The 20,105-nt window shown below is 61.9% G+C and carries 18 protein-coding genes and 2 pseudogenes; 11 read left to right on the forward strand and 9 right to left on the reverse strand.

Annotation, left to right across the window (positions count from 1 at the left end; all coding sequences use genetic code 11):
* Window positions 1–102: 102 nt before the first annotated feature.
* Together AC1D1J_RS10460 and AC1D1J_RS10465 are read left to right on the forward strand one after the other, a co-directional pair.
* On the forward strand, window positions 103–747 hold the full coding sequence (locus AC1D1J_RS10460; RefSeq protein WP_477669996.1) for a response regulator: 645 nt from the start codon (window positions 103–105) through the stop codon (window positions 745–747).
* On the forward strand, window positions 748–2,613 hold the full coding sequence (locus tag AC1D1J_RS10465) for a sensor histidine kinase (RefSeq protein ID WP_477694638.1): 1,866 nt from the start codon (window positions 748–750) through the stop codon (window positions 2,611–2,613).
* A gap of 59 nt (window positions 2,614–2,672) precedes the next feature.
* Here AC1D1J_RS10465 and AC1D1J_RS10470 read toward each other — a convergent pair whose 3' ends face one another.
* Genes AC1D1J_RS10470 through AC1D1J_RS10490 form a run of 5 tightly spaced genes read right to left on the reverse strand, consistent with a single transcriptional unit; the run spans window position 2,673 to window position 7,992 of the window.
* Window positions 2,673–4,049: a class-II fumarase/aspartase family protein gene (locus tag AC1D1J_RS10470; protein WP_477647609.1), complete on the reverse strand. Its 1,377-nt coding sequence runs from the start codon at window positions 4,047–4,049 to the stop codon at window positions 2,673–2,675.
* Between the two features lie 43 nt (window positions 4,050–4,092).
* Window positions 4,093–4,926, reverse strand: a complete 834-nt coding sequence (locus AC1D1J_RS10475; RefSeq protein ID WP_477694639.1) for an HpcH/HpaI aldolase/citrate lyase family protein — start codon at window positions 4,924–4,926, stop codon at window positions 4,093–4,095.
* The gene (locus AC1D1J_RS10480; protein WP_477686195.1) at window positions 4,923–6,104 is read right to left on the reverse strand and encodes a CaiB/BaiF CoA transferase family protein; all 1,182 of its coding nucleotides are present in this window, start codon (window positions 6,102–6,104) and stop codon (window positions 4,923–4,925) included. Before AC1D1J_RS10480 ends, AC1D1J_RS10475 begins: the two co-directional genes overlap by 4 nt.
* 9 nt (window positions 6,105–6,113) lie before the next feature.
* Window positions 6,114–6,962 (reverse strand): HTD2 family dehydratase, encoded by an 849-nt coding sequence (locus tag AC1D1J_RS10485; RefSeq protein ID WP_477686196.1) that lies wholly within the window; start codon window positions 6,960–6,962, stop codon window positions 6,114–6,116.
* A gap of 34 nt (window positions 6,963–6,996) precedes the next feature.
* Window positions 6,997–7,992, reverse strand: a complete 996-nt coding sequence (locus tag AC1D1J_RS10490) for a Bug family tripartite tricarboxylate transporter substrate binding protein (RefSeq protein WP_477694640.1) — start codon at window positions 7,990–7,992, stop codon at window positions 6,997–6,999.
* A gap of 86 nt (window positions 7,993–8,078) precedes the next feature.
* On the opposite strand from AC1D1J_RS10490, the gene AC1D1J_RS10495 reads away from it, so the two are divergent.
* Window positions 8,079–8,981: a LysR substrate-binding domain-containing protein gene (locus AC1D1J_RS10495; protein WP_477670003.1), complete on the forward strand. Its 903-nt coding sequence runs from the start codon at window positions 8,079–8,081 to the stop codon at window positions 8,979–8,981.
* 272 nt (window positions 8,982–9,253) lie between these two features.
* Window positions 9,254–10,960: an acyl-CoA dehydrogenase family protein gene (locus AC1D1J_RS10500; RefSeq protein ID WP_477694641.1), complete on the forward strand. Its 1,707-nt coding sequence runs from the start codon at window positions 9,254–9,256 to the stop codon at window positions 10,958–10,960.
* 100 nt (window positions 10,961–11,060) lie between these two features.
* Here AC1D1J_RS10500 and AC1D1J_RS10505 read toward each other — a convergent pair whose 3' ends face one another.
* Window positions 11,061–11,771: an enoyl-CoA hydratase/isomerase family protein gene (locus tag AC1D1J_RS10505; protein ID WP_477694642.1), complete on the reverse strand. Its 711-nt coding sequence runs from the start codon at window positions 11,769–11,771 to the stop codon at window positions 11,061–11,063.
* Between the two features lie 540 nt (window positions 11,772–12,311).
* Here AC1D1J_RS10505 and AC1D1J_RS10510 point away from each other — a divergent pair.
* From AC1D1J_RS10510 to AC1D1J_RS10535, 6 genes are all read left to right on the forward strand, one after another.
* Window positions 12,312–13,007 (forward strand): TetR/AcrR family transcriptional regulator, encoded by a 696-nt coding sequence (locus AC1D1J_RS10510; protein WP_477686200.1) that lies wholly within the window; start codon window positions 12,312–12,314, stop codon window positions 13,005–13,007.
* Window positions 13,008–13,195: 188 nt separating this feature from the next.
* Window positions 13,196–14,284, forward strand: coding sequence for a porin (locus tag AC1D1J_RS10515; protein WP_477686201.1), 1,089 nt, complete (start codon window positions 13,196–13,198; stop codon window positions 14,282–14,284).
* Between the two features lie 22 nt (window positions 14,285–14,306).
* Complete coding sequence (locus tag AC1D1J_RS10520; RefSeq protein WP_477694643.1) at window positions 14,307–15,290, forward strand: tripartite tricarboxylate transporter substrate-binding protein; 984 nt, start codon at window positions 14,307–14,309, stop codon at window positions 15,288–15,290.
* 48 nt (window positions 15,291–15,338) lie between these two features.
* Complete coding sequence (locus AC1D1J_RS10525) at window positions 15,339–16,145, forward strand: cyclase family protein (protein WP_477694644.1); 807 nt, start codon at window positions 15,339–15,341, stop codon at window positions 16,143–16,145.
* Window positions 16,146–16,154: 9 nt separating this feature from the next.
* Window positions 16,155–17,477 carry a fumarylacetoacetase gene (fahA, locus tag AC1D1J_RS10530; protein ID WP_477694645.1) on the forward strand — a complete coding sequence of 441 codons (1,323 nt, stop codon included), beginning with the start codon at window positions 16,155–16,157 and terminating at the stop codon, window positions 17,475–17,477.
* 109 nt (window positions 17,478–17,586) lie between these two features.
* Entirely contained in the window at window positions 17,587–18,006 is a 420-nt protein-coding gene (locus AC1D1J_RS10535; RefSeq protein ID WP_477686205.1) for an ester cyclase, read from the forward strand.
* Between the two features lie 3 nt (window positions 18,007–18,009).
* Here the strand turns inward: AC1D1J_RS10535 and AC1D1J_RS10540 are convergent.
* Window positions 18,010–18,123 (reverse strand): annotated as a pseudogene (locus AC1D1J_RS10540) (XRE family transcriptional regulator); the annotation flags it as partial.
* A 136-nt stretch (window positions 18,124–18,259) separates the two neighbouring features.
* Window positions 18,260–18,919 carry an O-methyltransferase gene (locus AC1D1J_RS10545; RefSeq protein ID WP_477686206.1) on the reverse strand — a complete coding sequence of 220 codons (660 nt, stop codon included), beginning with the start codon at window positions 18,917–18,919 and terminating at the stop codon, window positions 18,260–18,262.
* 126 nt (window positions 18,920–19,045) lie between these two features.
* Between AC1D1J_RS10545 and AC1D1J_RS10550 the strand changes: the two genes are divergently transcribed.
* Window positions 19,046–19,708, forward strand: a complete 663-nt coding sequence (locus AC1D1J_RS10550) for a TetR/AcrR family transcriptional regulator (protein ID WP_477686207.1) — start codon at window positions 19,046–19,048, stop codon at window positions 19,706–19,708.
* A 143-nt stretch (window positions 19,709–19,851) separates the two neighbouring features.
* On the opposite strand, the pseudogene AC1D1J_RS10555 reads toward AC1D1J_RS10550, so the two are convergent.
* A pseudogene (locus AC1D1J_RS10555) lies at window positions 19,852–20,094 on the reverse strand (IS21 family transposase); the annotation flags it as partial.
* Between the last annotated feature and the right edge of the window lie 11 nt (window positions 20,095–20,105).

The following is a 20,105-nucleotide window of genomic DNA, read 5'->3' on the forward strand; positions in this document are numbered from 1 at the left end:
TTCGGGGAGACGGACCGAATTTTTTTGCGGTCAAATAGGCACACCCACTAAGATTCACGGCGGCGTCAGCCCCAACAACAATTGAAGGAATCAAGCGCATCCATGTCCATCCTGACCGTGACCCTGGTGGAAGACGACACACCAATCCGCGAGGAATTCGCGCGCATGGTGCGTGAAGATGTTGGCCTCAGGCTGCTGGAGGCGGTGGGTTCCTGCGCTGAGGCACGGCGCAGCTTTTCATTTGCCCAGCCGGACGTTGCACTGATTGATTTGGGCCTGCCCGACGGCGACGGCACCGAACTGATCGCGGACCTGGCCCGCCGCTCGCGCCACACCAGCATCCTGGTGGTGACCATCTTCGGTGACGAGGCCCACGTGGTGCGCGCCCTGCAGGCGGGTGCCCACGGCTACCTGCTCAAAGACACACCGACCGCGGAATTCGGCCGTGCGATCCGCGCCGTGAGCGAGGGCGCAGCCCCGCTTTCGCCGCAGGTGGCGCGCTATCTCCTGCGCAGCTTCGCCGCACCGCGGACAGAGGCACAGCGCTGGCTGATGGAGCCGCTGACGCCTCGCGAAAAAGATGTGCTGACGGCCGTCTCGCAAGGCCTTTCGGTTCCCGAAACAGCGCGGCACCTCGACGTCGCGCCGTCTACCGTGGCCGCCCATATCAAGAGCATTTACGGCAAGCTGGCCGTGCACTCGCGCGTCGAAGCCGTGAACCAGGCGCGCGCCCGGGGACTCATCTGAATGCGATTGCAGGGCGTATGGGCCGCGCTATGCGCCTGCGCCACGCTGATGCTGGCGCCGCCGTCCTGGAGCGCCACGGCGGCCACCCTGGAACGGGCGGTGGTCGTAACTGTAGACGCAGGGCGCCCCGCCGAAGTCGATTTCAGCAAGGCTTCGCCCGTCACGCTGCCCGACAACTGGCGCCGCAGCCGCCCTGGTTTTGACGGCGTCGCCTGGTATTCGATCGCGCTCGACGCCCCTCTGAAGGCCGCCGGCGCTACCGGCCCGGAGCATGAACTTGTGCTCGTCGTGCCGCGTGTGGCTGACCTGGGCGAGTTCTGGCTCAACGGCGAACGGCTGGACCTTGGCACGGGCAACGGATTTACCCGCAACCGCGCGCTGTGGGTGCCCCTCGGAGGCCACGTACTCAAACCCTCAGGCAACCTGCTGCAGGTACGCGTCAGCGGCAGCGCCGACACCCGCGGCGGACTTTCGCGCATGAGCCTGGGAACCACTGCGGCCGTAGGGCCGGCCTTCCAGGTGCGCCGTTTCCTGCAAAGCATCGCCCCCACGATGCTGATGTTCGCGGTGCCGATCTGCCTGTTCGGCGCCATCCCGCTGTGGTTCAAGACGCGCCGCTACATCCACCTGCTGTTCGTGCTGCTGTGCCTGAGCTGGATGCCGCGGGCACTGGTGATGCTCGCGCCTGAAGCCGGGCCGCCCGGCCCCGAATCCCTGCTGTTCGCGCTGGCCAGCACCCTGGTGTCCAACACGCTCATGATCATGCTGCTGCTGGAGTACAGCCACTGGACCAGCCCGCCCTGGAAGCGCTACCTCAAAGTGCTCTACGGGGTCATCGCGCTGTCTTTCGCAGCGGGCGTCGCCGCCTACCTGAAGGGCGACATGCGGCCCAACGTCGCGGCCGTGCTGCACTGGCCGTATTTCGCCCTGACCATCGCCGTGGTGCTGGCCCAGGTTCACAGGGCTTGGCGCACACGCCGGCGCAACGAGCTGTTCCTGGCCGTGACGCTGGTCCTCTGGTGGGCCGCGGTGCTGCAGGACCTGGCCATTCCCGCCGACCTGAACGCCTTCGACAGCTTCTTCATGGCCCCGGTGGCCGCACTACTGGTGCTGGCCACCCTGGTCGCGCGCACGCTCGAGGGCCTGGCGCTGCACAGGGCCAGCGCCGAAGAGGAGATCAACCTTGCGGTCGCCGGCGTAAGCACAGCGCACGGGCAGGCCCTGGAAGAAATGCGCGCGGAATTCGACCGCCGCAAGGCCGAGGAGCGCCAGGCCGTGATCGCCGCCGAGCGTACCCGGCTGCTGCACGACCTGCACGACGGCATGGGCAGCCAGCTGATCACCGCGCTGCGGATGACCCGCCGCGACGAAGTGCCGCGAGAGGAAGTCGCGCGCGTGATCGAAGACTCCCTGGAAGACATGCGGCTCATCATCGATTCGCTGGACCTTGAGGAAAGCGACCTGCTGCCCCTGCTGGCCAACTTGCGTTATCGGCTGGAGCCGCGGCTCAACGCCATCGGGGTTGGTTTGCAGTGGCAAGTGGGGCCGTTGCCGGAGATGGACTACCTGACACCCGAGACAGGCCTTTCCATCCTGCGCACGCTCCAGGAGGCCATCAACAATGCAGTGCGCCATGGCGCGGCCAGAACCATCACAGTTCGCGCGCGCGATACCGCCAGCACACTGGAACTGTCCGTCACAGATGACGGCTGCGGCTTCGACACGCACGCCGTTCCCGCACCCGGCAAGACCCAACGCGGCCTGGCCGCGATGCGAATGCGCGCCCAAAAACTGGCGGGCCAGGTCCGCATTTCCAGTGGCACACATGGAACCTGCGTGACGCTGGAGCTTCCGTTAAGACGTTGAGACGGCACCCTTCAACCGCATACACAAAACTTTGGTACGAAGCTTGAGTCGCCCTCTTCTTACGACACTCTTGTGGGCTGCGAGTCCGGCGCCTTGACCGACGCGAGCACGCGGTCGACCATCACGCCTGCCTGGCCCAGGTTATTCATCGGATCGCAGAACGAGGCCAGCTGCTCCCGTGTCACGTGCTTCTTGATTTCGGGATGCTCCGCCAGCAAATCGATCAGTGGGCGCTTTTGCTGGAGGGCGTCACGGCAGATGTCGTAGACCAGGTCGTGCGCGTATTCACGCCCGATGTAGGGGCCCAGACCCATCATCACGGCCTCCGACATCACGAGGCCGTGGGTCATGTCGATGTTGCGGCGCATCTGCGCGGCATCGACTTCCAGACCCGCGAGGATGAACTTCGTCTGCTTGAGTGCGCCCGAGATCAGACAGAAAATCTCGGGCATCGCCACCCATTCGATTTCCCAGGGGCCTGTGGAGCGCTCGTGGTCAGCCACCATGGCATCCATCAGCGATGCGGCCAGCTGGCGTACCACGGAGATGTTGGCGTGGATATAGAGGCAGGAGATCGGGTTGCGCTTTTGCGGCATGGTTGACGAGGAGCCGCGCCCGGGCGCGAAAGGCTCGAACACTTCCGCGACTTCGGTCTGCATAAGCAGCTTCACGTCCATCGCGATCTTTCCGAGAGATCCACCGACGATGCCGAGGAAGGCGCCAACTTCGGCGAAGTTGTCGCGCACGGTGTGCCACGAAATCAATGGCTGCCCGAGGCCGAGTTCCTTCATGAGGCCAGCCTGGGTTTCCATCGCACCTTTTTCAAGCGAGGACAGGGTGCCCGACGCGCCGCCGAACTCGCCGACCAGCACCCGCGGCTTGAGCTGCGTGAGGCGCTCGCGGTGGCGCTCGATGCCCGCGAGGATACTGGCCATCTTGTAGCCGAAGGTGATGGGCGTCGCCTGCTGCAAGTTGCTGCGGCCGATGATCGGCGTATCGCGGTGGTCGCGCGCGAGCTTGGCGAGCGAGGCCGAGATGTCCGCGAGGTCAGCCTCGACCAGCGCGAGGCCCTCGCGTATCTGCAGCACGGCGGCCGTGTCGGTGATGTCCTGCGTGGTGGCGCCCCAGTGGCAGTATTCGCCCAGGCCATCCTTGCAATGCGCGTTGATCTGGTTGACCACGGCGATGATCGGGTAGCCGATCTGCTCGGTCTTGGCCTTGAGCTTGACCCAGTCGATCTGGCTGGGCTCGCAGTTCTTCACGATCTCTTCAGCCGCCTCTTTGGGAATGATGCCGAGGGCACCCTGGACCTTGGCGAGCGCGCGCTCGATGTCCAGGTATTTGGCAGTGCGATTCTCGTCCGACCAGACATGCCGCATGGCGGCATCGCTGAACATGTCGCCGAAAATTTTTGAGTCGATGATGGTTGCGGACATAGGTTCTCCGTTGGGTTATGTTGGGTTATTTATCTTGTGAAAATCAGGGGGTGCGTGCAGCCAGGGCCACGATACGCTCGGCTTTGAGGACAACCGGGCGATCGACCATCTTCCCGTCGAGCTGGATGGCGCCGCCGCCGGCTGCGCGCGAGGCGCTCAGGATGCGTTGTGCCCAAGCCAGCACTTCGGCGTCAGGCCGCAGCGCTCGATGCACTGCGGCAACCTGCACGGGGTGTATGCACATCTTGGCGCCGAAGCCGAGGCTGCGTGCCTGCACCATGTCGGCGGCAACGCGGTCCGCGTCGATGTCTGGCGTGACCCCGGCCACGGGCGAGGGCAGGCCCGCGGCGCGTGAAGCAATAGCCAGCTGAATCGCGGCGTGCTGCAGGGCCGGGCTGTCGGCGGGAAGATCAAGGTCGGCCATGTAGTCGAGCGAGCCGAAGGCCAGACGCGCAATGCCCGGTGCGGTGGCAAGGTCGAAGGCGGCCAGCAGGCCACGCGCTGTTTCGACCAGCGGCAACACGGTGGTACCTGCATCGAGCGAACCAAGAACGTCAGCCACCTGCCGTCTGCTTTCGCATTTGGGAAGCATGACGCAGACTGCCCGGACCTGCCGCAGTAGCTGCAGATCGTCTGCGTACCAGCCCGTGCTCGCGTCGTTGATACGGATCAGCAGCTTGCCGCGAATCTCCTCGTTGGCGGAGGGTATCCACGCTGCGATGGCTTCGCGCGCGGCAGCCTTGTCGGAGGGCGAGACTGCGTCTTCCAGGTCGATGATGACGCGGTCCGCACCCGAAGCCAGCGCCTTCGCGAATCGCTCCGGCACGTTTCCCGGCACGAACAGGTAGCTCAGCGGCACGACGGGTGACATGCTCATACCGCGCCTTCCTTGCGCAACTGGGCAATCTGTTCGGTGCCGTAGCCGAAGTGGCTCAGGATCGCGTCGGTGTGTTGGCCCAGCGCGGGCACGGCGTCCATGCGCGGGGCGCCATGTTGCCAGGAACCGGGCGGCAGCATGGCGGGCACGGCGCCGGCCGGGGTATCGATTTCACGCCAGCGCGCGCGCGCTTGGAGTTGCGGATGTTTCCACAGCTCGCTCATGGTGTTGACTTGCGCGTTAGCGATACCGGCGGTTTCCAGCCGCTCGACAACTTGCGCGGCGGTCAGGGTGCTGAAGGCTTCAACGATGATTGACGAGAGTTCGCTCCGGGCGGCGCTGCGCTGTGCATTGCCGGCGAAACGCGGGTCACTGGCAAGCGCGGGCCGCAGCAGCACTTTTTCGCAAAACACCTTCCACTCGCGTTCGTTCTGCAAGCCCATCATCACGGTCTTGCCGTCACCGGCCAGAAACGGGCCATAGGGGTAAATGGTCGCGTGGCTAGCACCCGTTCGCGGGGGCGGCGCCGCGCCTTCAAAGGCGTAATAGAGCGGGTAGCTCATCCACTCCGACAGCGACTCGAGCATCGAGATGTCGATGCGCTGACCCTCACCGGTCTGCCGACGGTGCATGAGCGCGCCCAGGATGTTGGTGTACGCATACATGCCGGCAGCGATGTCGGCGATGGATGGACCGGCCTTGGACGGTGTGTCGGGCGTACCGGTTACCGAGACGAAGCCAGCCTCGCTCTGGATCAGCAGGTCATAGGCTTTTTTGTCGCGGTAAGGACCGTCATCGCCGTACCCCGAGATGTCGCACACGATGATGCCGGGCTTGCGCTTGGCCAACGCTTCGTACGACAGGCCGAGCCGTGCTGCAGCGCCCGGCGCGAGGTTTTGCACCACGACGTCGGCCTCTTCAATGATCAGGCGCATGAGGATTTTCTGCGCCTCCTCGTGCTTGACGTCCAGCGTCAGGCTTTCCTTGGAGCGGTTGGTCCAGACGAAATGCGATGCAAGGCCCCGCACGCGACTGTCGTAGGCCCGCGCGAAATCGCCCACACCGGGGCGCTCAACCTTGATGACCCGCGCGCCCATGTCGGCCAGCTGCCGTGTGGCGAAAGGCGCCGCGATGGCGTGTTCGAGCGTGACGACGGTGATTCCCTTGAGTGGTTGCATGGCGTCTCCTCAACCCAGCGTGGCGGTGGCGTCCATCGTGAGCCAGCCTTCATGGTCACGCCCCCACAGCCGCACGCTCTTGCCGTCGGCCGAAGGCTGCCCGTGGATCGAGAACGGGTTGACGTCGAACGTGGGCCGGACCGCCTTGAACTCAAATTTGCGCACCGTGGCGTCGGGCATGTGCCGGCGCAACAAGTCCATGAGCAGCGTGGCGATCAAGGGGCCGTGCACGATGAGGCCCGGGTAGCCCTCGACCTCGGTGACGTACTTTCGGTCGTAGTGAATGCGGTGCCCGTTGAACGTGAGGGCCGAGTAGCGGAACAGCAGCACGTCGTCGGCGACGATGCGGCGCACCCACGCGAATTCCGCGGGCGCTGCCTGCGGCGGCGGAGCCACGTCGGCCGGCGTCGGCGCCGCACGGTAGACGATGTTGTGGTGCTCGGTCAACGCTACGCCCGCAGAACCGTTGCGGCGAAGTTCATGGCGCACCTTCACGAAAACCAGGCTGCCGGTGCGGCCGCTCTTTTCCGTCACATCAACGATGGTTGAGGTGCGCGCGAGCGCGTCGCCGACACACAGCGGCTCGTGGAACTCAAAATCGCTGCCGGCCCACATGCGGCGCGGAAGCGGAACGGGCGGCAGGAATCCGCCTCGCCGCGCATGGCCGTCCGGGCCGATCTCCGATTGCGCGTGGATCGGCAGGAAATACAGCCAGTGCCAGAGGTAGGGCAACGGCGTGCCGGGCGCGGGGCGCGAGGTGTCGGCGCGGTCGAGCGTGGCCGACAGCGCTGCGTACGGCGTGGCAGTGGCGGTGTCTTCCACTGTTTCGCTGCGGCCTGTCCAGTCTTGCAAGTTCATGCGCGTACCCTCCTTTCAGTAAAACTTGCGCGACTCAGTCGAGCTTGATTTTTGCGGTCGCCACAACGCCCTTCCAGCGCGTGACTTCCTTTTGCACCAGGGTTTTGAGTTGCGCAGGCGTGCTGGTTTCAACCTCGGCCCCCTGGTCTTCAATGAATTTCTGTACGGTTTTTTCGGCCAGTACGCGATTGATCTCCTGGTTCAGCCGGTCAACCACCACCTTGGGGGTTTTAGCGGGGGCGAACATGGCGTACCACTGCGACATGCTGACGTTGGGAATTCCCTGCTCGGCCAGCGTCGGAACGTCGGGCAAGACGGGAGATCGCTTGTCACCGGCGATGCCGAGCGCCTTGAGCTTGCCGCCCTTGATTTGCGGGTACGCGGTAAACAAGCTGGGAAACATGTATTGCGTGATGCCGGAGATAGTGCTCATCACGGCGGGCGCTGAGCCTTTGTGGGGAATTCCGATCACGTCCACCCCTGCGGACAGCTTGAACAGCTCGCCTGCGATATGCGGTGCGGTGCCGTTCCCCGCCGTCGCGAAGCTGAAGCTGTCGGGCTTGGCCTTGATGAGCTGCACCAGTTCTTTGGCGGTCCTGGCCGGCACTTCCGGGCTGACGACCAGCACCGTCGGAGATGCCGCCACCATGCCGATGGGTTCAAAATCGGCGACCGGGTCGTAGCGCAGCTTTTGCAAGGCCGGGTTGATGCCGTGGGTAGCGATGTAGCCGAACATCAGGGTGTAGCCGTCCGGCGCGGCGCGGGCCACGAACTCGCTGGCAATCGCGCCGTTCGCCCCGGCCCGGTTGTCCACGATGACCGGTTTGCCAAGCCGTGCGCTGAGTCCTTGGGCCAGGACGCGCGCCATCGCGTCATTGGCGCCGCCGGCGGAGGTCGGCACTACGATGGTGATCGCTTTTTCGGGCCAATTTTTTGGCGTCGCCGGACTGGTCGCCGCCATGGAGAAGCCGGCTGCCAGCGGCAGCAAGCTCAGCATCAGCAAAGTCCGGACGTGGTGTTTCGGCAGCATGGTTTGTCTCCTGTGGATGTTCTGGTTGCCGGATCTTCGGCGAATGCGTGGAATCCGTGAAGTGCAACTTTTGTTAGTATTGGTGCATGGCACGCATCAATTTCGATTTACAGCAACTCGAAGCCTTCGTGGCGGTGGCCGAACGCGGGAGCTTTCGCGCAGCAGCCGACCACATCCACCTTTCGCCACCCGCTTTAAGCCGGCGCATCGACAAGCTCGAGACCATCCTGGGTGCGCGGCTTTTCAACCGCACCACACGAGAGGTCGAACTGACGGCCCTCGGGCACGTTTTTCTTGATCGCGCACGCGCCGCGCTGGACGACCTCGAGTCCGCCATGCTCGGCATCACCGACATCGCCGGTAGCCGGACCGGCCGGGTCACGGTGGCTTGCGTGCCTTCCGCGGCCATCCATTTCCTGCCCACGGTCGTGAGCTCTTTCTCCGAACGCTACCCGCTGATCCGCGTCCGTGTGATTGACGAAGCCGCCGGCGCGGTGATGGCCAGCGTGGTGTCGGGCGAGTCGGACTTCGGCATCAGCTTCATGGGCAACCAGGTGCCCGGGGTGGACTTCGAGCCGATCCACACCGACCCCTTCGTGGTGGCCATGCCGCGCCGCCACGCACTCGCCGGCCGCAAGACGCTGTCCTGGAAGAACCTGGAAACCGAGCGCCTGATCGCGGTATCGCGTACCAGCGGGAATCGGCAACTGCTGGACGACGCGCTGGCCAAGGCGGGCATCAACCCTTCATACCGTCTCGAAGTGAGCCACATCGCGACGCTGCTCGGCATGGTCGAAGCGGGGCTCGGGCTTGCGGCGGTACCGCGCCTGGCCTTGCCGAAACGGCATCCGTCGATCATCGGCGTTGCGCTCGTCGCGCCGGCGGTGTCGCGTGTACTGGGCCTCACCACCTTGCGTGGCACGACGCTGCGCGCACCGGCAAAGATGTTCTACGACTACCTGCACACGGCGCTGAAAGAGCGTCGCTAAGGCAGGTGCCAGAGGCCGGCACTGGTGCAAGCCAGGCGCCAATGCGGGGCAGCATTTGCCGCTCTATACAGGTTGTGATGAAACTCGAGCGCCACGAGCGATGGGTAGTGGAGCAACTCCCGCGCCCACCTCTGCCTTCCACCCGAACGAGGAGCAGCCAGCACGGCGGCGCGAGCCGAAAGGATCGGCTGCGCCTGTTGCCATTCGTCTGCCAATTTGGTTATTATAAATAACTATTATTGCAGCTCCGTAGCAACCAGTAGAAAGGGCGTATGACCTATCAACCCGCTGTGCAAGATACGCAATTCATTCTTTTCGACGTGCTGGACGCGGGTGGCCAATTGCGACCGATCGAGTGCTTCGCCGATGCCGACAACGACCTGCAGCGGCAGGTTCTGGAGGAAGCGGCAAAGTTCGTCGCCGAGGTTGTGGCGCCGCTGAATGCGGCGGGTGACAACCCCGGCTGCCGCTTCGATGCGGGCGTGGTCACAACGCCTCCGGGATTCGCATCGGCCTACAAGGCCTTCTGGCAGGCCGGTTGGCCCGCGCTTTCCTGCGCACCCGAACACGGCGGGCAAGGCCTGCCCTGGGTGCTGGAAGGCGCGCTGTACGAATGGCTGAGTGCCGCCAACCATGGCTGGACCATGGCGCCCGGCCTCCTGCACGGAGCTTACGAGTGCCTGGCCTATCACGGCAGCGACGAACTGAAAGCGGCCTACCTGGGGAAACTGGCCTCCGGCGAATGGCTGGCCACAATGTGCCTTACCGAAGCGCATGCCGGCAGCGATCTCGGACTGGTGCGCACCCGCGCGACGCCGAAGCCGGACGGCAGCTACCGTGTTAACGGCAGCAAGATCTTCATTTCCGGTGGTGATCACGATCTCACCAGCAACATCCTGCATCTCGTCCTCGCGCGCCTGCCGGATGCACCTGCCGGCCCCAAAGGCCTGTCGCTGTTGCTCGCCCCCAAGCTGCTGGCGGACGGCAGCCGCAACCATGTCTACTGCGATCGCATCGAAGAAAAGATGGGCCTGCACGGCAACCCCACCTGCGCCATGCGCTTCGATGATGCGACAGCCTGGCTGGTAGGCCAGCCGGGCGAGGGCCTGAACGCAATGTTCGTGATGATGAACGCGGCGCGTTTGCACGTGGCGCTGCAGGGCATCGGCCTGCTCGACTCCGCATGGCAAAAGGCCGATGCCTATGCGCGTGAGCGCAGGCAGATGCGCGTGCCCGGACCACGCACCAGCACCGAGCCCGCCGACTTCATCATCGGCCACCCGGCGATGCGCCGCCTGCTGGACACGCAGCGGGCCTGGATCGACGGAGGGCGCGTGCTGGCTTACCAGACAGGACTCGAGCTCGACATCGCCAGGCACCACCCTGACCCCGCCCGTCGTGAAAGGGCACAGCAGTGGTGCAGCCTGCTCACACCCGTGTTGAAGGCTGCTTTCACCGATCAGGCTTTCCACGGCGCCAGCGAATGCCTGCAGGTTTTCGGTGGCCATGGCTACATCCGCGAATGGGGAATCGAGCAGACTGTGCGCGACTCACGCGTGACCATGATCTATGAGGGCACCAACGAGATCCAGGCCATCGACTTGCTGGTCCGCAAGGTGATACCGGACGGCGGCAAGACGTTGCGGCAGATGTTCCAGGTCCTGCAGGAGGGCCTGGACGACGGGCGCGCGAACGAGAAGGCTGTATTGAGCTGTTTCGTCCGCCTGGAGGTGACGACCGCAGCATTGATCAAGGCCGCGGGTGCGGCGCCCCAGTTGCCCTATTGGGTCGCTAGCGACTACCTGCGCGCGGTGGCGCTGGCGCTGCTCGGTTGGGCTTGGGTGCGAATCTGCAACACGCCTGACGCGCAGGGCCATGAGCGCTGGCAAGGCCCAGGTGAAGCGTTACGGCGCTGGGTGATGCCAGAGTTCGATATGCGGCTGGGCATCATCGAAGATGAAATCGGACGGCAGGATTGACCCGCTTTTCATGTGGACGGGGCGACACCGGATCGACGGTTAACCCCAGCATGCCCTGGGCGTTGAGAGATCAGATCTTCCGCACGCCTTGGGCAGCCTGCTAGTTCTGAACCCCGCGACCACCCAAGGTGCGCTGCGCATCGTTTTCGAGCGCGATGGCCTCGTCGAAATGGCGAAGGCCGATGTCGTTGAGAACCCGTTTGAAGCTGGCTGCCACCGCCGGCTGAAGCAACGCCAGCCTGGCGCCAATTTGTCGGGAAGCCGATTCGAGTTCCTGGTCGGGGACCACTTTCCAGACAAGACCCCAGGCCATCGCCTGCGCGGGTGAGAACTCCTCGCCCAGTAGCATCAGCGCCTTGGCGCGCGCCACGCCTGCATAGGCAGATAAGGTGACGGTCAATCCACCCGTCACAAAAACCCCGAGGGAGGACTCCGGCAGCTTGAAGCGGGTGCTTTCTCCCGCGACCACAATGTCCGCATTGAGCATCCACTCGAAGCCAGCGCCGACTGTCCAGCCATGAACCGAAGCAAGCACCGGCTTGGGCAGGGACACCAGCGCTTTGGACACTGCTTGCACCAAGACCAGTTCCTCTTCAGTTGGGGCCGCACTAACGTCCCTCCCCGCACAGAATGCCCGGCCATTGCCGCGCAGAAGGAGCACCCGGACGGTATCGTCGCGCGAGGCCAGCTCAATAGCGGCAAGAAGCGCACGCGCAAGCTCGTTGTCAATGGCATTGAGTTTTTCGGGGCGGTTCAGGGACACGGTCATGATGCCGTCCACGGACTCGATCAGCAGCTTGGGAGTTGTCATGGGTGTGATTCTGAACCGGGAAGCCATCAGCGAACGTATAAATTTCCGGCCCAATGTTTTTCCGGGGCCGTACGCATATCGCCCCGAGGGCGCGGCGGCTTCGCTGCCTGAAGTGAGCGTCTACCAAGCCTCGCAGTGCTATTCCGCGCAATTAAAGTCGTAAACACGGACCTAGGATTCATGCGGTTTTGCGGCGTTAAAAATTCACAACCGGTAAAGCTGAAGTCGTAAACACCTTCACAAACAGTTAGTCGAGTTGTACTTCAAGCTGGCACTTCATTGTTACTCCCCAAAACGATCGAATCGCAACTCGCTCGGCTCGCGGCTTAGTTTTGATGACCCCTCTGGTCCAGTCCGAGGGCTCACTCCATAACTGGGTCGAATGTCGACGGAGTCAACAACACGGCGGCATTGAATGTCACCGTGCGTTGGGCACCGCGATATCTGATGCCGTCCGCGGGATTGCTAGGGTTTATACGAGTGTATAAGTAATTTATACAGGTGTATATTTCATCCTACCAAATCTCTGGATCGAGCAACATGACCAAGCCCCGTGCAAGCAATCGCCCCACCCGCAGCTCCAGCGAAGACTCAGCCGACGCCGCCGTGCTGACGCCGGATCGCAAGCGCAACATCTTGTTGGCCGCTGAACGCCTGTTCGCAGAGCGTGGTTTTCATGGCGTGTCGATTCGCGAGATTGCCGATGAAGCCGGCGTGCAGTTCGCTCTGGTGGGCTACTACTACGGTCCAAAGATGGACCTCTATCACGAGATCTTTCGCCAGCGGGCGGGGTATATCCAGCAGCGGCTCGACTCCCTGGCTCAGGCGCAGAAAACCACGCCGGGCGAGCAATTGCTGGAAGAAGTCGTCAAGGCATTCGTGCTGCCTGTGCTGCAGGTGGCCCGGCAACCCGAGGGGCGAAATTTCATGCGACTCATCCAGCGCGGCATGGTCGAGCAGCTCAAGGAGGACGAGGCCCTGATCCGGGACATGTTTGATCCGCTGGCTCATGCCTTCATTGACGCGTTTACCGCCGCCATGCCGGGTGCCACGCGAGGCGCAGCGGCATGCTGCTACCAGTTTGCGCTGGGCTCATTGCTGCATCACGTCAACGACAGGCGCATCGAAGGCCTGTCCCGCGGTGAGTTCGCGGCCTGCGCACCCGAAGCGGAGCCTTTGATCGTGCGCTTCATTAGCAGCGGTATCCGTGGCGTGCTTGCCACCCCGATCCATTAAATCGCCGCCTTCACTCTTCACGAATCTCTGGCCATGTTTCGCCTTGATTTGAAGCGTCCCCCCTGAGTTTTCCGGCCTGCGCCGCGCAGCGCAGCGTCCTTCCCTTTCCCACACATTCCTCCGGACGGCCAAAGCTGGCTTTGACGACCGGTGGATCAACACACCCTAAAAAAATGGAGCGAGACAACATGAAGACAATTTTTCTTTTCGCCGCCACGGCGACCGTGCTACTGGGAACGCAGATTGCCCGGGCACAAAGCAACGTCACGGTGACAGGCGTGCTGGACTCTTACGCGGGCAGTCGCCAACTCAGCGGAAGTCCGCGATCGACGCGGGTCGATAGCGGTGGCTTGACGACATCACAACTTACTTTTCAAGGCGTCGAAGATCTGGGCGGAGGCTTGAAGGCCGAGTTCGTCCTGGGTATGTTCCTGCGGGTGGATACCGGGGAATCAGGTCGCGCCACAGGTGACCCGCTATTTGCGCGCAACAGCTATGTCGGCCTGAGCGGCGGCTTCGGCACTTTGCGCCTGGGGCGGCAAACCACGGGTAATTTCCTCAACTTCATACGAACCAACTCTTTCGGTGACTCCTCCACGTTTGGTCCGACTTTTGTTCAGACATGGGTTGCGGCAGTCGCGCAAGGAAGCCAGTTCATGACGCCCGGCGCACCGCCGACAAGCCGTTCCTTGACCGGCGCCCTGGGCACCACCGACAGCACCTGGAACAACGCCATCGGCTACATCAGTCCCAATCTTGGAGGCGTCACTGTGATGGCGCAATGGGCCCCCAGTGAAGTCGCAGGCGTCGGCAACCGCGCGGGCCTCAGTGCGTTTTATGCCAACGGCCCCTTGACTCTTGGCCTGGCCACGGAACAGATAGGCAATGCCTCCGTCCCGCCGTCGGGCCCTGCCGCCGCGGTTCTGGCCAAGCAACGCACCTGGCATGCGTCGGGCGCCTATGCTTTCCCCTTCGGACGCATCAGTGCCGGCTATCTCGACACCAAACGGGACTATGCTGCCATCGTGGACGACAGCATCCGAACCTGGCATCTTGGAGCAAACATTCCCGTCGGTGCAGGCAGCGTGCTGTTTCAAACGGCCCACAGCAAGCAAACACCTGACACCGGAGCGGCCGTGACGCGCACCACCACCAGCGTGGGCTACGACTACAACCTCTCCAAGCGCACCGACGTTTATGCCATTGTGATGAACGACAGGTTCACCGGAAATGCTTCAGGCAACTCGTACGGCGTCGGCATTCGCCACCGTTTCTAGGCATCGACACAGGAGCCACATCATGTTCACCCGACGCGACTTCACCCAACTCGCCGCAGGCGCCATAAGCGCCGCCGCCTTTCCACAAATTGGCCGCGCCCAGGCCTCCTCACTGAACCTGGCCAAAATCATTACCGGCTTTCCTCCGGGCGGCACGCTGGACGTGCTGGCCCGGCGAGTGGCCGACAAACTGAGAGGCAACTACGCTGCCACCGTGTTGGTGGAAAACAAGCCAGGCGCCGCCGGACAGATCGGCGTTCTCACACTCAAGGAAGCCAACCCCGACGGCAGCACGCTGCTGCTTACGCCTTCGTCCATGCTTTCGATCTATCCATTCACTTATCCCAAGCTGCAATACACCGTTGAGGACGTATCCCCCGTCTCGGTAGGAGCCTATATCAACCACGGGCTTGCGGTGGGGCCGGCCGTGCCCGACAGCGTCAAGACACTCAAGGATTTCATTGCCTGGGCCAAGGCCAACGATATCAAGGCGAATTTCGGAAGTCCCGGTGCCGGCTCCATGCCGCACTTGATCGGTATCCTGCTGGGGAAAGTCGCCGGCGTGGATCTCCGGCACATTCCCTACCGCGGCTCGGTACCGGGTGTGCAGGATTTGCTGGGTGGGCAAATTTCATCATTCGCGGGCCCGATCGGCGACTACCTCCCATACATCAAAACCGGCAAGCTGCGTGTACTGGCGATCTCCGGAAAAACGCGCTCACCCTTTCTGCCCGAGATACCCTCGCTGCGTGAACTCGGCCACCCCTTGACGGTGCGCGAATGGTACGGCTTCTTCCTTCCCGGCAAAGCCAGTCCTGATGTCGCGCGCCGTGCCGCCGCTTATCTGCAACCTGTATTGGCGCAAGCCGACCTGGTGGCTTACGGCAGGCAATTCGGGCTGGAAGTTGAATCCTCCACCGCACCTGCATTGGCCGAACTGCTCCACGCGGACACCCAGGAATGGCGGCGATTGATCAAGCAAACAGGCTTCACCGCCGAGTCCTGACCCTCGCAGCGCCGCACGGCGTGCCCCTGATACCCCACGGAGCTTCCCATGCCAAGAAAGTTTGTTGACCTGTCCATTTACCTCGAAAACGATGTCGCCTCTGATCCGCCCGGCCTGGAGCCGCGGATCACCTATTTCACGCATAACAACACCTATGAGCAGATCGCGCCTTTCTTCCCGGGCCTGAAAAAAGAGGACCTGCCGGAAGGGGAAGGCTGGGCCGTTGAACTGGTGCAGCTTTCCACGCACAACGGTACTCACCTGGATGCGCCCTACCACTTCCACTCCACCATGGACCAGGCGCTGGATGGGAAAAAACCCGCGATTGCCATTCACGACGTGCCACTGGAGTGGTGCTTTCAACCCGGCGTGAAACTCGACTTTCGCGACAGGCCTGATGGGTATGTGGTGACGGCAAACGATGTTGAATCAGAGCTCGCACGCATTCGGCACACGCTCAAGCCGCTGGAGATTGTCGTGGTGAACACCCGGGCCGGATCCCGCTACGGCCAACAGGACTACGTCGCCGCAGGCGTTGGAATGGGTTATGAAGCCACCATGTATCTGCTCGAGCGCGGCATCCGCCTGACCGGCACCGACGCGTGGAGTTGGGACGCGCCCTTTGTGCACACGGCAAAGAAGTACGGCGAGACCAAAGATGCGTCACTGATTTGGGAGGGCCACAAGGCTGGCCGGGATATCGGCTATTGCCATCTGGAGAAGCTGCACAACCTGGAAGTCCTGCCTTCAGATGGATTCTTTATCAGCTGCTTTCCACACAAAATTCGTGGCGCCTCGGCAGGGTGGACCCGCGCGGTGGCAATTTTTGACGATGCCTTGATGGCTACCATCTGAGGCATTGCCATGGACCTGAACCACACCCACGCACTAACTACCCAAAGCTGGCTTGAAGAGGCCAACGGCCACACGGATTTTCCTATCCAAAACCTGCCCTATGCGGTTTTTCGCCGACAGGGCAGCGCAGAAGCCTATCGCGGCGGAGTGGCCATCGGCGGGCAAGTCGTGGATCTCGCGGCGTTGAGCCGCAGCGGTGTGCTGCACGGTTTGGCCCTGCAGGGATGCCAGGCTTGTACCTTGCCCGTGCTCAACGATTTCATGGCACTCGGCCCAGGCGCATGGCGCAGTTTGCGCCACGCCTTGTTTGCCTTGCTGCGCGAAAATGTGACCGCCCCGCAGCAGGAGGCCATACGCGCCTGCCTCGTGTCCCAGGCTATGGTGGAGTACCGGGTGCCATCGCGTATTGCAGACTACACGGACTTCTACACATCCATTCACCATGCGCGCAATGTGGGTCGCATTGCCCGGCCGGACAGTGATCCGCTCACGCCCAACTTCCAATGGCTGCCAATCGCGTATCACGGACGCGCCTCAAGCGTGGTCATCAGTGGTACGCCGTTTCGCCGCCCCATGGGGCAGATGATGCCGCCGGGCGCAACCGAGCCGATATACGCTCCTTGCGGCAGGCTCGATTACGAACTGGAACTTGGAATCTTTATCGGCCCGGGCAACGCCATGGGCGAGCCTATCCCGATCGCGCAGGCCGAAGAACACATCTTCGGCGTCTGCCTGCTCAACGACTGGTCTGCCCGTGATATTCAGTTCTGGGAAATGGCGCCGCTCGGCCCGTTTCTGGGAAAGAATTTTTGCACCAGCATCTCACCATGGATTGTGAGCATGGAGGCACTGGCGCCTTTCAGGTTGCCATTTTCCCGTCCTGCAGGTGACCCTCAGCCTCTGGCTTATCTGAACAGCCCTGCCAATCTCGCGGGCGGCGTGCTCGACATTCAACTTGATGTGCTGATCGAAAGCAGCCCGCAACGCGCCGCGGCTCAGGCTCCCACCCGTGTGTCCCGCACCAGTTTCAAGCACCAGTACTGGACTTTCGCCCAGATGGTCGCGCAACACAGCATGGGCGGCTGCAACCTCCAAAGCGGTGACCTTCTGGGCAGCGGCACCATCTCGGGCCCGGCACATGGCGAGGAAGGCGCCATCATCGAGATGACCAAGGGCGGACTGGCCCCCCTGACCCTCGGCAACGGAGAGCAACGCGCCTTTCTGCACGATGGCGATGTCGTCACCCTGCGCGGTTGGTGCGAGAAACCTGGCGCTGCAAGCATTGGCTTTGGTGAGTGCCGCGGCGAGGTGCTTCCCGCGTTGCTCAATTAGGTCATAGATCAAAGTGCGACGGAATTCAACCTTGCGGTATACAGTACGTTGGGCGGCACAAGCGCTTACGACTTTGAACCACCAGTAGCGTCGATAGAGGAGCATTACCGTGACATCAGAAGCGAACAAACTCACCATGCAGCGATTTGTTGAGTTCATCAACACCGCCAGTGAAACATTGGCTGAAGAACTCATCTCGCCAAACGCGATCTTTCATGTGCCGGGAAGTCCGGAGCCAATGCGAGGCCCGGCCGGTTATCTCGCAATCATTGGAATGATGCGTGGGGGGTTCCCCGACATCCAGTGGACCCTGGAAGAAATGGTGGCCGAGGGTGACAAAGTGGCCGCCCGGTTCATTATGCGCGGCACACATCAAGGAACGTTCTTCGGTGTTTCACCTACAGGGAAGAAAATCGTGGTGCAGGCCATGAACATCTACCGGCTCTCCAACAGTAAGTTCGTCGAAGAACGCGGCCAGCCCGATATGCTTGGCTTGTTACAGCAAATCGGTGCTGTACCGTCGCACTGAGCGTCTCAAGTGCTGCCGGAGCGAGTTTCGGCCTGTACGCCTTGAGATCTCGCGGATGGACATCTGATCCCTCAATGCCCAACGCCTGATGACATTCAATGTCGCCACGTTTATCACTCCTAAATTCCCCCTTCTTTTAAAACAAGCAGAGTAGTGCCTACGTGGGTCAGTTTTGGATGGAAATTACTGCGATAAGTGGATCAGATTTCGACGAAATTCAATACCCGGTTCCTGAGGCCCTGCGAACGTTGACTTAGCCAAGCCGCATTGACAACTCCACGTCCTCGCCGAACGCCACGGACAGGTAGCCACTGCCGGGCGAACGCATTCGGGTTAGGTAGTCCGGGCTCTGGTCGGCGTTGTCGGCCACGATCAGCGCACCTGGCAAAAGGCGGCTCTCCACCAGATCCAGAATGTCGCCGTAAAGCGCCTTGGCTCCGTCGAGCAGCAGCAGATCAATGTTTTCGGGCAGATCGGTCGCGAGGGTATTCAGTGCATCGCCCTCGCGGATTTCCACCAGGTCGGCCAAGCCGCCCTCGGCAAGATGTTCCCGCGCCCGCGCCACTTTGGAGGGCTCGAATTCAGTGCTGATCAGATTGCCGCCGCCGTTGTCACGCAGTGCCGCAGCCAGGTGCAGAGTTGAAATGCCGAATGAGGTGCCGAATTCGACGATGTTTGCAGCATTGGCATTGCGCGCCAGCATATAAAGCAGTGCGCCGGTTTCGCGCGAGACCGGAAGCCATAAATCTTTTAGAAGACCATACAAACTCAAGTATTCCGTCTTGCTTTGCATCAGGCGTTCTCGCTCTTCACGCGAAACGCCTGCCATTGTCGGGCTGGTGGCGGCATTGGCCTGCGCGAATAACGTGTCCAACAACGGGGCGAGCGGAGGGGAGATAAGTGTTGCAATCATTGAAGTGTCCAATCTGGGTAAGCGTTACTTAACGCGCGATAAAATGCGATCAATTCGTCGCATCCATAGAATACGATTAATTCCTCGCATTCGCTATTCGCATTATTTTGGACACGCCACGCCGCCATGACTGACCGCCAGATTCCTCAGATTTCCTCGAGAAAACAGCCCAAGCAGGCCCGCTCGACTGAACTCGTCGCTGCAATTCTGGAGGCGGCCACTCAGGTTCTGGCCAAGGAAGGAGCACATCGATTCACGACAGCGCGCGTCGCGGAAAAAGCCGGAGTTAGTGTCGGCTCGGTGTACCAGTACTTCCCAAATAAGGCGGCGATCCTATTCCGGCTGCAAAGCGACGAGTGGCAGCAGACGACAGATATGCTGCGCAGCATCCTGAAGGATGTTCAGAAGGCGCCGCTTGAAAGGCTGCGGGCACTGGTTCACGCCTTCATTCGATCGGAGTGTGACGAGGCTGGAATGCGGGTGGCGCTCAATGACGCTGCACCGCTCTACCGCGAGGCACCTGAAGCACACGCGGCGAAGGCGTCGGGAGACCGAATTATTCAAGCCTTCATGCGGGAAGCGCTGCCCAAGGCGCCGCAGGTAACTCGTGTACTGGCCGGCGACCTGATTACCGCCACTCTCAGCGCTGCCGGAAAGGATTTTTCGGAAAGCAGTCGCACAAACGCAGAGATCAAAGTCTACGCGGACGCAATGGCCGATATGTTCTGCGCCTACCTCAAGCATTTGCGTGCCGCTGGGTCGAAACTGTTGAATTGCACTGAAGTCTGACCCGAGTTTTCCATCGAATTTTGACCCACACCCTTTGTGAGCAGAAGGTGCTCACGATGTGGATAAGTTCTTGGTTTTCTCCTTTTTTGGCTGAGTCTTTGCAGAGCTGTTTTTGAACCGATAGCTTGTGTGGATCTGCCTCAAGTGAGCCGCTGTTTCCGCGATTTTGTTGCCTCGATATCCAGCCAGGTGGCCAGCTTCTCGGCGTAGGGATAGCGCTTGCTTGAGCTGACCCGCCTTGGGTACTTGGGCTCGCTCTCTTCCGATCGCAGGTGCTTTTTAATTGTGTTGCGAGCCAGGCCTGTACGCCTTGAGATCTCGCGGATGGACATCTGACCCCTCAATGCCCAACGCCTGATGACATTCAATGTCGCCACGTCTATCACTCCTAATTTCC

The organism is Polaromonas sp. P1_F8 (assembly GCF_056405635.1).